Here is a 15,228-nt window from a genome sequence, read left to right as displayed (position 1 = left end):
GGATATGGCTCTTTCCGATTTCCTGAAGCGCAGTCGCCGTCCTCTCGACGGCGGCAGCGAGGGCGGCACCGAAGAGGGAGTTTCCCCGCTGTCGGGCGATCTCGGTGCCAATGACGCAGTCCGCCGCCGCCAGCGTCTGCTCCTCGCCGGCGTCGCGGGCGTGGGCCTGGTCCTTTCGTCCTTCTGGATCTTCGGCGGCGACGGCGACAAATCGAAGGAGACCGACGACGGCGTCAGCGAGGTCGACGTCTCCACCAAGGATCTCGTCAACCGCAACCTCTCCCAGCAGGAATGGATGGCGCTTTCGGAGAACCGCTTTCAGTCGACAGAAAACCAACTCAAGTCGATCGACGGGCAGAATAGCCGGCTCGAGGCGCTGACCGCGCAGGTCGAGGCGCTGAAGGGCCAGAATCAGGCGATGCAGGCCGATGGCCAGCGGGTCCTGTCCGCCTACCAGGCCGAAAACGAGCAACTTCGCCGGCAGGTCGCTGATCGCCGGACTGCCGCAGCACCGGCGCCCGGCCCGGCCGCAATGTACGGGCCCTATGGTCCGCAGGCCTATCAGCGACCGGGCGCGCAGGGCGGAACGCAAGCGGCGGCTCCGATCGCTTCGGCCGCGGAAGTGAAGCTCGTCAACTTCACGACGACGGATAGCGGCAACGCCTCCCGCATTGCCAAGGGCAACACGGTCTATACCGACAGCGTCAACTATCTGCCGCCCAACAGCTTCGCGCGTGCGAAGGTGATCGTGGGCGTGGATGCGAGCGCGGGGGTCAACAGCCAGAGCGATCCCTTGCCCGTCGTGCTGCGTGTGACGGGTCCGGCGCGCTCGGTCTACCAGAACGGCCGCCTGCTCACGACCAAGATAGAGGGCTGCCTCATCAACGGCGCGGCGCGCGGCGACCTCTCGAGCGAGAAGGTCTACGTCAAGCTTCAGAAGATGACCTGCCCGCAGCCCGGCGGCCGCTACGCGGTCTCCGAGGTCAAGGGCTTCATCGCCTTCGGGGGTAAGACGGGCGTGCGTGGCCGGGTGGTGTCCCGCGAAGGCTCGCTCGTGACCCAGGCCTTCCTGGCGGGCCTTGCTGGCGGCTTCGGCCGTGGCTTCTCGGCGAATGCCAACTCGGTCTTCCAGGGCACCAACATCACGACCAACGGCCAGCGCCAGAAGCTCTCGACGGGCGACATCCTCGAGGGCGGTTTCGGCGAGGGCGTCGCCCAGACTGGCGACATGGTCTCCAAATATCTGATCGAACGCGCCGAGCAATACCAGCCCGTGATTGAGATGCCGACCGGCATCGATGTTGAGATTGTCTTCCTGGAGGGTGTCTATGTTCGCAATTGATCGTCTGCGCGCGCTGGGCCGCCCGTCGCGCCTCGTCCTCACCACGCTCCTCGGGCTGAGCGTCGCCGGCATCGCGCTCGCGGCCGACACGAACAGCCCGGAAGACCGGGTCCGGTTGCTCCTAAAGACGCGGCTGCCCAAGACACCGGTCACCGCTATCGATTGCGGCAAGATCAGCGGCCTTTGCGAGATTACCGCGGGCGCCAACCTGTTCTACGTCGATACGGGCGCGCGTTTCCTCGTCATCGGCCGCGTCTATGACATGCAGACCCGGCAGGACATCACGGCCGCCCGTCTGCTCGAGATGAACCCCGACATGCTCGTCGGCGCAGCCGCGAAGGCCAATGCGGCGGCAAATGCGGGCGGCGAAGACGATACTTCACAGCTCGCTGCGGCAACGCCGGGCCGGGTGGAGAAGCCAGTCCGCCCTGCGACGCCGCAGAAGCTCTCGCTCGCCGAGCTGCCCCGAGACGGTGCGATCGTCTGGGGCAATCCTTCGGGCCAGACGATCACGGTCTTCACCGATTTCCGCTGTGGCTATTGCCGGGCGCTCACCAGTGTCCTGAAGGACATGAACGTGCGGGTCGTCGAACGGCCGATCTCGGTGCTCGGAAGCCGCGATGTCGCCGACCGCGTCTACTGCGCCAGGAACCGGGAGGCCGCGCTGCATGCAGCCTATGCCGGAGAGGAAATCAAGGCAGGACCTTCCTGCAACACCTCGGGGCTCGATGCGAACGAGGCCTTCGCCCACCGCCATGGTCTCAGCGGCACGCCGGTCATCGTGCGCGGCGACGGTGCGGTGATCGAGGGCTACCGGCCGCGCGCCTTCCTCGAGAATTGGCTCAAGGGAGGCCAGTCGTGATCCGGCGGTCCTTGGTTGGGCATGGCGGCGGCCGCCGTCGTCTGTGGCTGCCGGGTGTGCTCGGGTTGACCAGTCTCCTGGCGCTCAATGGCTGCGCCAGTTTCGGCGGCAATGTGCGCGGCAGCTTTTCCTGCGCGGCGCCCGACGGCATCTGCGCGCCGAGTTCGACGATCGACGACAGGGCGCTTGCGCTCATCTCGGCGGACCCTTCGGACGGCGATGCTCTGCCCACCGGCAATATGCGGCAGCCGATGCGCGGGAAAACCAATCGCGTGGCGATGGGCCAATCCGCGCGCCTTGCCTCGACCGATGCCGGACGCAGCCAAGAGAAGGTGCTGCGGATCGTCTTTCAGCCCTATATCGACGAGCGTGGCCGGCTCCACGAGGCCAGTGCGGTCCATGCGGTCGTCGCGAGCGGGGAATGGCGGCAGCAGGCTCTGATGCAGGCGTCCATGCCGGCGCGGGCGTCGGCGGTGGCACCAGACATCCAGGAATCGCTTGGTGATGCGGTCGACCGCATCGATCCGCCGCTGACAGGCTTCGCCGACAGCGATCCGAACGGACCGGACCCGGCGGCCGTTGCGGCTGCCCGGGCGCGCAAGCCTGATCCGGCCCCCGATCCGGTCAGTGCGATCAAAGCGGATGTCAGGGCGCGTCTCGCTCCCAGGGCGCCAGCGACATCCGGTTCGGGAACGGCGGCGGCTTTGAGCCATACTCCGCCGGCTGCCGCTTCGACGGTGCCTCATCCCCCCTCTGATGCACCGGCGAGCGGCAGTCCCGAAGCCAAGGCGGCCTCGGCACCCGCTCCGCAGCCTATGAGCGCGACCGGCGCGGCGGCGGTCGCGCGCGTGAAGGCCGATCCCCACTATCAGGAGGTCGCCAATGGCGCGGCTAAGGATGCCCGGGATGCCGGCGTTGCGCAGACCGGAGCGGCAGCCGCGCCGGCGGCGATCGGCGCGACGGTGAAGGCCGCGAACTTCCCTGCTGCCGTGCCGGAGGACAAGTGAGATGGCGGGGAGCTTCTTCGAGAGCCTGCTGTCCGGGATCCTGGGCGACGCCAAGCGGCCCGACGCCGAGCGGCCGGAGTTTGGCGTGCCGATGCTGGCGCATTGGCTGCCCTATCGCAGCTATGATCCCAAGACCGGGATATTCTACAACAGCGCATCGCGCGGCTTCGTGATCGAAGCAGCGCCGCTCGTCGGCGCGGACGAACGCACGGGCGAGATCCTGACCCAGTTTCTCTCGGAGGCGATTCCTGCCCCCGGCTGTCTGCAGTTCCACCAATGGATGAGTCCGCGGATCGGCGAGCGCCTCTCCAAATGGTATCTCCCGCGCTATTCCGCGCGCGGCGTCTATGAGCGCATGGCCAAGCACCGGGTCGACTTCCTGACCGACGGGGTCTGGAAGTCGCTTTCGGCCGACGCGCCCTTTTCGCTTCGCAATCACCGCGTGGCGATCTCCTATTCGACGCCCGAGAGCTCGAGCGTGACGGCAGAGGAGATCGTCGCCGTCATGGACGGCATCATCTCGGCGCTTGCCTCGATCAATGTGTCGGCCAGGACGATGGATCCGCAGGCACTCATTGCCTGGATCGACGACATTACCTCGCCGACTACTGCTGCCGGCGAGGACGTGGTCAGCTATAATCCGCTCGATCCGATCGCGGACCAGGCAATCCGCCGGGACGTCGAATTGCATATCGAGTCTGACCGGATGCTGCTTCGCACCGAGCGATTCCGGCCCACCGGCAAGACCATCGACGAAGCGCCGGAGATCGGTGAAATTCTGCCGGACGTCTTCGACGTCCGCTCGTTCTCGGTGCGCAACCTGCCGGCACGCTGGGCGCCATGGGACGTCGCCCGGCTGATCGGCGACATGTTTACCGACAAGCTGCGCATGCCGTGCCCGGTCGCGACCAATCTCTGTGTCGAATTCCCCGATCCGATGGCCGCGAGCAACAAGGCCAGCTTCAAGTTCATGCGCACAACGAGCCTGGCCGATTCAAAATCGTCGCGCTTCCTGCCGCAGCTGCGCGATCAGAGCCAGGAATGGCGCTATGTGAACGACGAGCTGCGCCAGGGCCGCAAGCTCGTGCGCGTCTTCTTCAGTGTCACCGCCTTCTCCCCGAAGGGCCGGGGGGACGCGAACGAACGGGTACTCAAATCCGTGTACCGGGCAGCGGGCTGGGATCTTCTCGACGATCGCTACCTGCAGATCATGGGTCTGCTCTGCGCGATGCCGATGACGATGGCCAACGGTCTCGCGCGCGATCTCGAGCGCATGAAGCGGATGCGCACATTGCTGACCACGACCGCCGCTAATCTCGCCCCCATTCAGGGCGAGTTCCTCGGGAGCCAGGTGCCCCATCTGATGCTGATCGGCAGACGTGGTCAGCCCTTCTTCTGGAGCCCGTTCGAGAATGCGGCCGGCAACCACAATGTCGCTGTCTTCGGCAAGTCGGGCTCCGGCAAATCGGTGACGCTGCAGGAGCTGTGCGCGTCATTCTGTGGCGCCGGCGCCCGCGTTGTCGTCATCGACGACGGACGCTCGTTCGAGCATTCCGCCAAGCTCCAGGGCGGCGCTTTCGTCGAGTTCACGATGGCTTCGGGCTTTTGTCTCAACCCGTTCAGCATGATCGACGAGGAACTCGCGGCGACCGATGAGGACTATCTCCTCGACTGCATGGCAATGCTCAAGGCCATCGTGAACCAGATGTCGCGCCACATGGATCGGCTCAACGATACCGAGCGCGGCCTGATCGACGGCGCAGTCAACACGGTCTGGGCGGAGAAGGGGCGGGCTGGTTCGATCGATGATATCATCACCGCCCTGGATGCGACCGGCAACCAGCAGGCCACCGATCTTGGCATAGCTATGCGGCCATTCTCCTCCGCCGGCACTTATGGCCGCTTCTTCCAGGGCGAAGTGTCCTTCGAGTTGTCGGCCCAGCTCACCGTTTTCGAACTCTCCGATCTTTCGTCACGTGAGGAACTGCGCAGCGTAGTGCTGGCCGCGATCATGTTCATGTCACAGCAAATGATGCGTAAGGTCGACCGTTCGATCCCCAAGGCGCTATTCCTGGATGAAGCGTGGCAGATGATGCGCGGCGGGGCGATGGCCGAGTTCATCGAGGCCTTTGCGCGTACCTGCCGTAAATATTATGCGTCGCTCATCACCGCGACCCAGTCGCTCAACGACTATTACAAGTCTGCGGGTTCGATCGCCGCCCTTGAGAACAGCGACTGGTTCGTCATTCTCCAGCAGAAGCCGGAGACCATCGCCGACTTCAAGAAGCATGATCGTTTCGAGATGGACGACTATACCGACGCGCTGCTGCGCTCGCTGAAGATCAACGGCCGCGAATATTCCGACATTCTGATCAAGGGGCCAGAGACGTTGGCGGTCGGCCGCCTGGTGCTCGATCCCTTCTCGTCCACGGTCTATTCCTCCAGTCCGGCCGTCTACGCCGCCATTGAGGATCTCGTCACGCAGGGCCTCACCATGGATGAGGCGATCGAGCGGATCGCCTTCCCGGACAACCCGGAAAAATGGGCCTCTCACGAGGATCCCGAGCTCGCGCAAGCGGCGGAGTGAGCCATGGCCAGCAGCACAGAGCCGAGGGTACAGCCATCCGCGCCGCCGTCGATCGACGCGCGCGCGATGCTTCATTTCACCCTGTATTTCGGCGGCTTCCTCGCATCAACGCTGCTCATGACCTGGGGCCTGTTCGCGCTGTTTTTTCTCGCCCTTGGCGGCTTCTCGCTCGATGGCCTGATGAACCAGCTCAACAACCTCAGCACCCGCTACGTCATCGCGACCCCGGATCGGGTCGCATCGTTCAAGACCATCTTCGCCGTCGCACATCTCATCCTTTCCGTGGGGCTCATGGTCCTGCGGAGAGGCAGGATCCTGCCTTCGGCCCGATCGCAGGGAGACCCCCGCCATGGCTGAGCAACCCCAACTCGACCTTCCCGCGCCACCGGTATCGCCAGCAGCGCCAGCGAAGCCCAGACGAACATTCTTCGCTGGCTTCAGCCGTATGCAGATCCTCGCCGGGCTGATCCTTCTGGCCACTGTGGTCTGGGGCATGTGGGTCACCAAGACACTGGTGACGCCCAAGCAGGATCATATCGTCTCGGCGCGGCTCTCCTCGATCGTCGGGGAATATGTGCAGGCGCAGGCGCGCTCGACATCGCCTCCGGCGCAGGTCGAGGCCGAGATGCGGGGCTTCATGGCGTCGCTCGACAAGGAACTGCAGCGGCGCAGTGCTGGCGGCCAGATCGTGCTCGTCGGCGAAGCCGTGCTCACGAAGAACGTGCCCGATATAACCGACAGCCTCAGACAATCGGTCTACGCCTCGGGCGTCCCGCGGCCGCGCCAAGCTTCGGCCGAGGAGCTGCAGCAGATGAATGCCCAGGCGATGGCGGCCGCGAGACCCCAACTTGCAGCCCCGGCTCAGATGCCGGGCCAGATGCCCGGGGCTGCTCCTCCGATCGATCCCATGATGGCCGCACAGGGCATGGCGGCGCCAGGAATGGTGTCTTCAGGGCAGCAGCAGCCGGTTCCGCAATATGCTCCGCCAGCTGCGCAAGTTTCGACCTTCGGAGGCTCCGATGGCATCGGCGGCCAGTGAGGCGCGCCCAAGCTGGCGGCCACGCACGCGGCTATGGCTGTTGTTCGGCCTGTTCATCGCGGGCAGCGTTCTGCTCAGCGCGATCAGCGCATGGCGCGACGATCATCTGCTGCTGATCAACACGACGGGTTCGCTTCCGAACTGGGCCTTCCTCATCCAGCGCCACAAGCTGCCGGCGCGCGGAGACTATGTTTTCTTCGACCCGCCGCCAAGCACGCTCCTGCGTCGCCACTTCGGCGCGAAGCCGCGGATGTTCGGCAAGATCGTCTACGGCATGCCGGGCGACACGATCAGCCACGTTGGCCGCCAGGTTGCGGTGAACGGCCACCTCGTCGCGCAGATGAAACCGCTCACACGCTTTGGTGAACGCCTGACGCCGGGCGCAACCGGCCCGGTGCCGCAGGGATGCTATTTCGCGGCTACGCCGCACAAGGATGGCTTCGACAGCCGCTATGCCGAAATCGGCTTCGTATGCGCGCGCCAGGTCATAGGAACCGGGGAGCCGATCCTATGAGGGTGCTCATCTCAGGCGGGCTGGCCATCGCCGCAACGGTCGGCGGGTTGATCGTCGTTGGGCCGATGCGGTCGGAGGCCAAGGACTATGGCCAGGCCGCGCAGGCGTTCCCGGTCATCGAGCCCGATCTGCTCTCCACCATTGAAAACCGCCTGCGCCGCGCAGAGGCAAGCGGCGAGCTCGCCCGGACCAACGAGATGTTCGCCAAGCGCGTCGAGGCGAAAGTTCGTCGACCCGATCCCGTCACGGGGGTCACCCCGGCCCGGACCGCCCGGAGCTGGGACTTCGATCCGTCGGTCACGATGGAACGCGACATCCGCGACCAGAAGGGCAACCTGATCGCCCCAGCGGGACAGCGGATCAACCCGCTCGACTTCGTCTCGATCCGTCAGGACCTTGTCTTCATCGACGGTGACGATAGCGAGCAGCTCGCTTGGGCCACGACGCGCTACACGGACCTCAAGGCGAAGATAATCTTCGTGCGTGGATCGCCGGTCGAGCAGATGACCGCGAAGAAGCGGCGTTTCTACTTCGATCAGCAAGGCAAGCTCACTTCCCGCTTCGGCATCGAGCATACGCCAGCCGTGGTCACCCAGGCTGGCAAGGTGATGCGCGTCTCCGAGGTGGTGTTGAAGTCCGGGAGCCCGGGCTGATGCCGCTGTGGCTCGACATGCTCCGAACGCCGATGGCGGCACCCGAGACTCGCGATCTTCGGCGGCTGCGCCGGATCTGGCAGGTTCTTTGCCTGCTACTGGCCGCCAGTGTCGCGGGCTTGCAGCCGTTGATGCGGATCAGCGGTCAGGCGGCGCCCTGTGCGATCGCGTCGCTGCTGGCGGCCACGCTGTTGACCACGGCGCTTTACCTCGCGCGCAAGCATCGCGCGGACACCGCCTTTCTCGAACCTGCCGGGGAGGATCAGTGATGCGCGGCTTTCGATCAGCTCTGCGGCTTCTCGTCATGGCGCTGGCAGCCTTCTTTCTGGCGCCGAGCGCACAGGCGGCAGGGCCGACCTGTCACGGGAAGTTCGTCAATCCGATCACCGACGTGTGTTGGTCTTGCCTGTTCCCACTCTCGGTCGGCGGCCTCAAGATCTGGCCGAGCGGCCGGCCGGATACGAGCAATCCCGCTTCCCCGATCTGCTTTTGTGGCAGCCCGCTTCCCAGGATCGGCATCTCGGTCGGCTTCTGGGAGCCGGTGCGGCTCGCGGACGTCACAATGAAGCCCTGGTGCTTTCCTAATCTCGGGGGTGTGCGCATCGCGCCGGGGTTCGACATCGGCCAGGGCTATCTGGCCGGCCCCTCGATGGTGGGCGGCCGCTCGCAGAGCACGGCCAAATGGCACGTGCACTGGTACGTCTATCCGCTGCTCTACTGGATGGAGATCCTGACCGACTTCGTCTGCTTCGAGCAGGCGAGCTTCGACATCGCCTATATGACCGAGGTCGATCCGCTCTGGCAGGACGATAGTCTGACGGCGCTGATCAATCCGGAAGCCGTCGTCTTCGCTAACCCGATCGCCCAGGTCGCCTGCGCCGGCGACTGCATCGCCGGGACCGTCCACCTGCCGCTCGATCCGCTGTTCTGGTGTGCGGGGTGCCAGGGCAGCATGTATCCGCTCAACGGCAACGTGCCGTCCTCGATCGGCCATGTTCAGTCCTCGCGGCTCGCACTGTCGCGCTTCGCCTACAAGATGCACCGCGAAGCTCTTGCCTGGGGGACGATGGGCTCGGCCGGGCTCTGCAAGAAGTACCTCATGCCGATCATGCGCAAGCAGCAATACCGCTTCCAGATGGTCAATCCGATCCCCACCGTGAGCGGCCGCTTCGCCTGCTCCACGATCGGGGCATCCACCATGCCGCCTGACGCAGGTCGCGCCTATCCCGCCGCCGGCGAGGACATGGGCTACCTCGTCTGGCGCAAACGCAATTGCTGCGTGCGAGCGCCGTGACGGCGCGGAAAGGAAATATGTATGTAGAACAACATCATAATCCTTTCGATCGTCTTGCTGACGATTGACCGGTGGCTGCGATGCCACCCCACCCGATGGAAGGAATCGGGTCGGAAGGGGGTCTCCAAGGTTTGCCGCGTTCCGGCGGTCGGCCTCAGAGCAGGAGACCTGAAATGTACCGGATGCGGCCCGTCAGCCGCAGGTCGGGCTACCACAGGACCTAAGGTGAGATACAAGCGAATGACGTGTCTGAAGCCTCTTTATTTACAGTTGAACTCCCGATCACCTGACGGGGTGGGGAGATCGCGGTGTGAACCGGTTGGTTTGTTGTGCTGCCTACTGGTGAATGCTCGTCGAGCATTCGTGTGCGGGTCGTCCTTTCTTGTCCGCACGCCCGAGCCGCAAGGGGTTAAGCGTTGCACCTACGGGTCCAAGGTTGATCGTCGGAACACGGGAACCATCATCGTCCGCCTGCTTCGGAGCAGGCTATCCGCGGAGACCGGGGATGGGCGCTGGTGGGGCGGAGCCTGCGTAGTAGTCCGAGGGCGGGAAAGCCGTCCACATGGCGAAGGCGGGCAGGAAGTCGGTGGGCTGTCATGACGGAGGAACTACCAGTGGACTCTGGTAATCAAGCCCCACAGGCTTGGCTCCTCGGCGTTCAAAGAAAGCTTTACCAGTGGAGTCGGGAAAACCCCGAAGAACCATACTACGACTTGTGGAATTGGGTGACCGATCCCCGCAACTTGTACATGGCCTGGAGGACGATTGCCGGTAATCGCGGCAAGCGCACTCCGGGGATCGACGGGGCGACCGTAGAGAAAATTGCTGCCGGAGTTGGTGTCGACAGATTCCTTCATGAGCTCCGCGAGGAACTCCGGGCGGGCGAATATCGTCCGTCTCCTGCACGAAGGAAGTGGATTCCAAAGCCGGGCAAACCGGGGAAGTTCCGACCCCTCGGTATCCCTACGGTCAAGGATCGCGTGGTGCAGTGCGCGGTCAAGCAAGTTCTGGAGCCGATCTTCGAGGCCCGGTTCTGGCCTGTCTCATACGGGTTCCGGCCCGGACGCGGCAGTCAGGCCTGTCTCGAACATATCCGTGTGACCATCCAGTCGCGGGGTAAGCCTGCGGCAGATGGCTACCGACACAATGCGCCGTACCAATGGGTAATCGAAGGCGACATTGAGGCCTGCTTCGACAACATCGGACATCATCCCCTGATGGAACGCGTGCGCCACGGCGTCGCGGACCTCAAGGTGAACCGGTTAGTCGTGCAGTTCCTCAAGGCCGGGGTCTTGGAGCATGTCACGTACAGCCCCACCGACACCGGCACGCCTCAAGGTGGCGTGCTCTCACCGCTGCTGGCCAACATTGCGCTGAGCGTAATCGAGGAACGGTATCGGGATTGGGTACGCCGCCCCGAAAGCCCGGAGCTGAAATCCGATGGGATCAGGCTCGCGGCGATCAAGCGCGACAAGGATCGAAAGGCCGGTCGAACGGTCTTCTACCCTGTCCGCTATGCCGATGACTTCCTGATCTTCGTGTCGGGGACCGAAGCTGACGCTCTTGCCGAAAAGCAGGCGCTGGCGACCTACCTGCACGAAACGATGGGTCTGACGCTATCGCCCGAAAAGACGCGCATCACTGCGCTGACTAAGGGTTGTCGGTTCTTGGGATGCCGTGTGCGGCTCAAGTGGGACAAGCGGTTCGGGCTTCATGCCCGGATCGAAATCCCGCGCGAGCCAATCAACGGCTTCCACATACGGGTAAATCAACTGGCCCGGCGGCAGACGCTCCGGCGTTCGCTCACGGCCATGCTTCAGGAACTTAATCCATACCTCCGGGGGTGGTCCGCCTACTACCGCTACTGCGTGGGGGCCAAGCGCATCTTTGCCAGTCTCGACTGGCATGTGCGCCAACGTCTCTGGCTGTGGCTTCGGGCCAAGCACCAACGTGTTCCCGGGAGGAAAGTCGCATCGTGGCGTAGGCCGAGCACCGCCCATCCGGGCAACTCGGTCTGGGCCGAAGGCGGCACGGAGCAATTCTTGATGAGCTACGTGCCGGTTCGGAGGTTCGATCTCAAATGGATGAAGAAACCCGAGTTCGCCAAGGCTTCTGGAGAGCCGGATGCACAACGAAAGGTGCACGTCCGGTTCGGAGAGCAGGCGTGGGAAACTGGCGGTGGAGACACCCCACAGCGCCCACGTCTGACTCTACTGTAGGGGGCCGTCCAATGCGCAAATACCTCTGGGGCTTCGCAGCGATCCTTGGCTTGGCGAGCGTGACGGCCTTGCTCGCGCAGACCGTCGACGGGATCGACGTCCAGGCGATCAAGCAGCGTTCGGCGGACCTACAGGCGGATGCCGAGGCTTTCGTCAACCATGTGAAGGATAGGGGCGACGCCTTCCGCGAGGACGCGCAGACCGTTCGCGACGCTGGCATGGAGAACATGCAGCGGGTCGCCAAGAGCGATCTGCCCAAGGGACCGGCAGGCCCCGTCGATTTCGACGAGATCGTGGCCGGTGCCGCGTCGAACGCGACGGCAGGGAAGGGCGAGGCGCCCCAGTTCATCGTCTTCGCGAGCCTGTCGATGCCACCGCAGTCGCTGCAGAAGCTGATCGGCGACACGGCCAGGGCCGGCGGGGTGGTCGTGTTCCGCGGCTTCCCCAACAATTCGATGAAGGAGTTCGCCACGAGCCTTGGCAAGATCATCGACCGGCAGGACGATTTCGCCAATGTCGGCATCGATCCGCGGCTGTTCCGCGCTTTCGATGTCCAGGCAGTGCCGACATACGTCAGTGTCTCGTCGGACTTCGATCTTTGCGCCGGCTTCTCCTGCCAGACCAAGCTGCCGCCCTATGATCGGCTCGTCGGCAACGTCTCGGTCGAATATGCGCTCGAGCAGTTCGCGGACGGTAATGGCCCGGGCGCACGGGTCGCAGCGGTTGGCCTCGCCAACATGCGCAAGGCCCATCCATGAGGGCGTATCTCGTCCTGGCTGCGCTCTTCGGCGTCGTTATGGCGAGTTCGCCCGCGCTTGCCCAGATGACGCTCGACGAGGCGCGCCAGGAGGGGAAGGCGCTGGGTACGGAGAAGCGCAACGATTCCACGCTGGTGCCGTCCAGCGATGCGCAAGCCGCCGCGGTCCCCGGCTATTCCGGCACGAGCTTGCCCGAAGGATCCTATTTCGACGATCCCGGTAAGCTTGAGTCCGACGCCCAGGCGGCCAAGTCGTCCAACGAGCAATATCGCATCACCACCGATGCCGATCACAGCCGGGCCACGTTCAGCAATTCCGAGATCCTCGCGACCACGGCGCGCGCGACATCGGTCGAAAACGATCCCTCGACCTATCTCGCTGGCGAGGAAATGGGCGGCACCAAGGGCACATGCGTGCCGCTGCCCGCCGCGCCGGGGAGCGCGGGCTATTATGAGGCGAGTTGCAACGCCGGCAGCAAGGTCACCACGGAAGCCCGGACCTGCAACGTCAGCCTTGACGTTCACACCGAGAAGCGGACGATCTACACCTATTACACGGGTCGGTTGAGCTTCCTGCCGACAGATGGCGGGCCCTATCCCGCCCGCGCGGCTTTTGACGACGAGATCGCCACCGGCATCTGCTGGGAAAGCCGCCCGATCGACTATTGCGACAATATGAGCGCCTATGGATATACTGCGGCGCCGACCTGCAAAAGCCTTGGCCACACCGCCGTCGAGGTCAAATGCACCGCCGAGGCCCAGGGGATCACGCCGGGCGAGTATCATCCGGGCTATGTGCTCTCGACCGGCAATTACTGGCTCACGAAGCAGGAAGAACCGGCCGTGCCGGTCATCACGCGCAACGAGGGGCTATGCGCCGCCAATGCCGGCGACCCGAACTGCACGCTCGAGACCGAAGTGTGCACGTCGAGCGACCCGGTCACCCGGATCGTCGACGGCGTTCCTGTCACCCAGCCCTGCTGGGCCTGGCAGCGGACCTATCAATGCCACCGGATCTCAACAGCCAATGACTGCGGTGATCTCGAGGCGAACGGGAGCTGCACCTATCTGCGCACAGAATGCCTTGACGAGGAGCCTGATGGCGGGCCCTGCAAAGTCGAGAACCGCGTCTACAGGTGCCCGACGCCTTCCGGAGGCACGAGCGATGCGCCGCAATATATCTGCGGCGACGACGTCTATTGCATCAACGGCGACTGCGAGCCGATCGTTCGCGAAGCGTCGACCGAGTTCAAGGACGCGCTCGTTGCGCTGCATGCGATCGACCAGGCGGGCAAGGAGTTCAACGAAGCCGATCTCCGGGTCTTCAGCGGCACGCGCGAGACCTGCCACAAGCCGGTGTTCGGCCTTATCAACTGCTGTGCGGGCAAGACGTCGGGTTTGTTGACGGTCGGCGCTGGCGCGGCTGCGCTGGCGGGCGGTCCCGCGGCGATCGCCGCGCTCGCGACCCCCTTCCTGGTCCTTTTCGCATGTTCACAGGACGAGATGAGGCTCGACATCAAGGACCGGATGGGCCTGTGCCATAATCTCGGCACCTATTGCTCGTCGAGTTTCCTCGGCATCTGCAGCACGCGGCGCACCGCTTATTGCTGCTTCGAGAGCAAGCTCTCCCGCATCCTCCAGGAGCAGGGCCGTGTGCAGCTCGGCAAGCCGTGGGGGGCGCCGAAAAAGGAACAGTGCATTGGCTTCACGATCGACGAGTTCTCGCGGCTCGACCTGTCGGTAATGGATTTCACCGAGGTTTATGCGGACTTCATGGATGCGGCCAAGCTGCCGGACGAAGTCCAGACCATGACCGAAATCCAGCAGAAAATTCAGAACTACTACGACCTCCACGGCAAGTGAGATGGGCCGATCCGATCTCCTTGCCGCAGGGGCCGCAGCGCAAACCCAAGGAAAGTGACCATGCCTATCCCTGTTCTCGAGCTGCCCCTCGTCCTGGCATCCCTGGCGCTGCAACCGTCGGCCCCAACGCCCCACCATCGTTGCGGTGGCTCTCCCGCGACCGTGGCCGATTGCTGCGTCCACCCCGCAGCCTGGGACAGTCTGACACCCAACCCACCGCTCGCACTCCCTTCCGCGCAAACCGCCTCAGCCGATGAAAGGACGAAGCGTGATGTCCCCCGTCGCTAAACTCTCGATGCTGCTCGCCCTGTCGATTGGGACTGCTGCTCCCCTGTTGGCGCAGGATGCGCCGCCGTCACGCGACACGATCGAGCAGAACCGGCCGGATGCTTTCTACTGCGGCGAGCGGAAGCTCGGACAATGGTTCTATTGCGACAAGCCCAGACCCTTGCCGCGCGAGGCGCAACCGTCGCCGCCGCCGAGCGCGGTCGACCGGATGGCGGCGATCACGAAGCAGCTCGACGAATTGAAGGCCAAGGCGATCCTGGAGCCGACCGAAGAGAACGTCATCGCCTACGTCCGCTTCCAGCGCGAGCAGCTCGACCGCGCCTCGACTTTCTCCGACGTGTGGCAGCGCGCGCTCTGGCAGAACCCCGACATCGACTACACGTTGCAAAGGCCCGTCTCGACGGTCGGCAAGCGTGCCTGGCTCGACAATCGAAAGGCCGATCGCGACGCGGTCCTGACCAACCTGGGGCAGCGCTACGGGCTGTTCTACTTCTTCGCGCAGAGCTGCGGCGCCTGTGAGCTGTTCGCCCCGATCCTTCGCTCGGTGACCGACAGCCACCGGATGGCGGTCATGGCCGTATCGATGGACGGGGGGCCGAGCCGCGATTTTCCGGAACATGTCGTCGATTCCGGGCAGCGGGCGCGCATGGGCGTGCCGGGCAATGAGACACCGGCGCTGGTCCTCTTCGACACGGTGACCAAACGGACCATTCCGGTTGGATACGGCATCCTGAGCGCCGATGAGATCATGGATCGCATCTTCACGCTCACGAACACGAAAGTGGGGAGCGATTACTGATGGG

General features: G+C 64.3%; 14 protein-coding genes. All 14 read left to right on the top strand.

The features are described from left to right. Window positions 1–4 precede the first annotated feature (4 nt). The 14 genes from ACNHGR_RS01315 to ACNHGR_RS01250 all read left to right on the top strand — a co-directional run bounded on the left by ACNHGR_RS01315 (window position 5) and on the right by ACNHGR_RS01250 (window position 15,224). Window positions 5–1,342, top strand: coding sequence for a TraB/VirB10 family protein (locus ACNHGR_RS01315; RefSeq protein ID WP_017184778.1), 1,338 nt, complete (start codon window positions 5–7; stop codon window positions 1,340–1,342). Continuing rightward, a complete protein-coding gene (locus tag ACNHGR_RS01310) occupies window positions 1,329–2,204 on the top strand; it encodes a DsbC family protein (protein WP_017184777.1) in 876 nt (291 codons plus the stop codon). The genes ACNHGR_RS01315 and ACNHGR_RS01310 overlap by 14 nt, the downstream gene beginning before the upstream one ends. After that, window positions 2,201–3,211 carry a TraV family lipoprotein gene (locus tag ACNHGR_RS01305; RefSeq protein ID WP_017184776.1) on the top strand — a complete coding sequence of 337 codons (1,011 nt, stop codon included), beginning with the start codon at window positions 2,201–2,203 and terminating at the stop codon, window positions 3,209–3,211. The genes ACNHGR_RS01310 and ACNHGR_RS01305 overlap by 4 nt, the downstream gene beginning before the upstream one ends. 1 nt (window position 3,212) lies before the next feature. Next, on the top strand, window positions 3,213–5,798 hold the full coding sequence (traC, locus tag ACNHGR_RS01300) for a type IV secretion system protein TraC (protein WP_017184775.1): 2,586 nt from the start codon (window positions 3,213–3,215) through the stop codon (window positions 5,796–5,798). A 3-nt stretch (window positions 5,799–5,801) separates the two neighbouring features. Next, entirely contained in the window at window positions 5,802–6,155 is a 354-nt protein-coding gene (locus ACNHGR_RS01295; RefSeq protein ID WP_017184774.1) for a hypothetical protein, read from the top strand. Beyond that, complete coding sequence (locus ACNHGR_RS01290; protein WP_475283833.1) at window positions 6,148–6,837, top strand: type-F conjugative transfer system protein TrbI; 690 nt, start codon at window positions 6,148–6,150, stop codon at window positions 6,835–6,837. The genes ACNHGR_RS01295 and ACNHGR_RS01290 overlap by 8 nt, the downstream gene beginning before the upstream one ends. After that, the gene (locus ACNHGR_RS01285) at window positions 6,818–7,351 is read left to right on the top strand and encodes a S26 family signal peptidase (RefSeq protein ID WP_017184772.1); all 534 of its coding nucleotides are present in this window, start codon (window positions 6,818–6,820) and stop codon (window positions 7,349–7,351) included. Before ACNHGR_RS01290 ends, ACNHGR_RS01285 begins: the two co-directional genes overlap by 20 nt. Beyond that, the gene (gene traW, locus ACNHGR_RS01280; protein WP_017184771.1) at window positions 7,348–8,004 is read left to right on the top strand and encodes a type-F conjugative transfer system protein TraW; all 657 of its coding nucleotides are present in this window, start codon (window positions 7,348–7,350) and stop codon (window positions 8,002–8,004) included. The genes ACNHGR_RS01285 and traW overlap by 4 nt, the downstream gene beginning before the upstream one ends. Next, complete coding sequence (locus tag ACNHGR_RS01275; RefSeq protein WP_017184770.1) at window positions 8,004–8,273, top strand: hypothetical protein; 270 nt, start codon at window positions 8,004–8,006, stop codon at window positions 8,271–8,273. The genes traW and ACNHGR_RS01275 overlap by 1 nt, the downstream gene beginning before the upstream one ends. Next, window positions 8,273–9,298, top strand: a complete 1,026-nt coding sequence (gene traU, locus ACNHGR_RS01270) for a conjugal transfer pilus assembly protein TraU (protein WP_137903219.1) — start codon at window positions 8,273–8,275, stop codon at window positions 9,296–9,298. The genes ACNHGR_RS01275 and traU overlap by 1 nt, the downstream gene beginning before the upstream one ends. A 725-nt stretch (window positions 9,299–10,023) precedes the next feature. Further along, complete coding sequence (gene ltrA, locus ACNHGR_RS01265; protein ID WP_297321846.1) at window positions 10,024–11,517, top strand: group II intron reverse transcriptase/maturase; 1,494 nt, start codon at window positions 10,024–10,026, stop codon at window positions 11,515–11,517. A gap of 11 nt (window positions 11,518–11,528) precedes the next feature. Then, entirely contained in the window at window positions 11,529–12,275 is a 747-nt protein-coding gene (gene trbC, locus ACNHGR_RS01260) for a type-F conjugative transfer system pilin assembly protein TrbC (protein WP_017184767.1), read from the top strand. Next, entirely contained in the window at window positions 12,272–14,137 is a 1,866-nt protein-coding gene (locus ACNHGR_RS01255) for a conjugal transfer protein TraN (RefSeq protein ID WP_017184766.1), read from the top strand. The genes trbC and ACNHGR_RS01255 overlap by 4 nt, the downstream gene beginning before the upstream one ends. A gap of 271 nt (window positions 14,138–14,408) precedes the next feature. Then, complete coding sequence (locus ACNHGR_RS01250; RefSeq protein ID WP_026002698.1) at window positions 14,409–15,224, top strand: conjugal transfer protein TraF; 816 nt, start codon at window positions 14,409–14,411, stop codon at window positions 15,222–15,224. Window positions 15,225–15,228 lie beyond the last annotated feature (4 nt).

The sequence above is a fragment of the Sphingobium sp. RS1 genome (genome assembly GCF_056156825.1).
The sequence above is the reverse complement of the archived record's forward strand: the minus strand, read 5'-3'. Positions and strand labels throughout refer to the sequence as shown.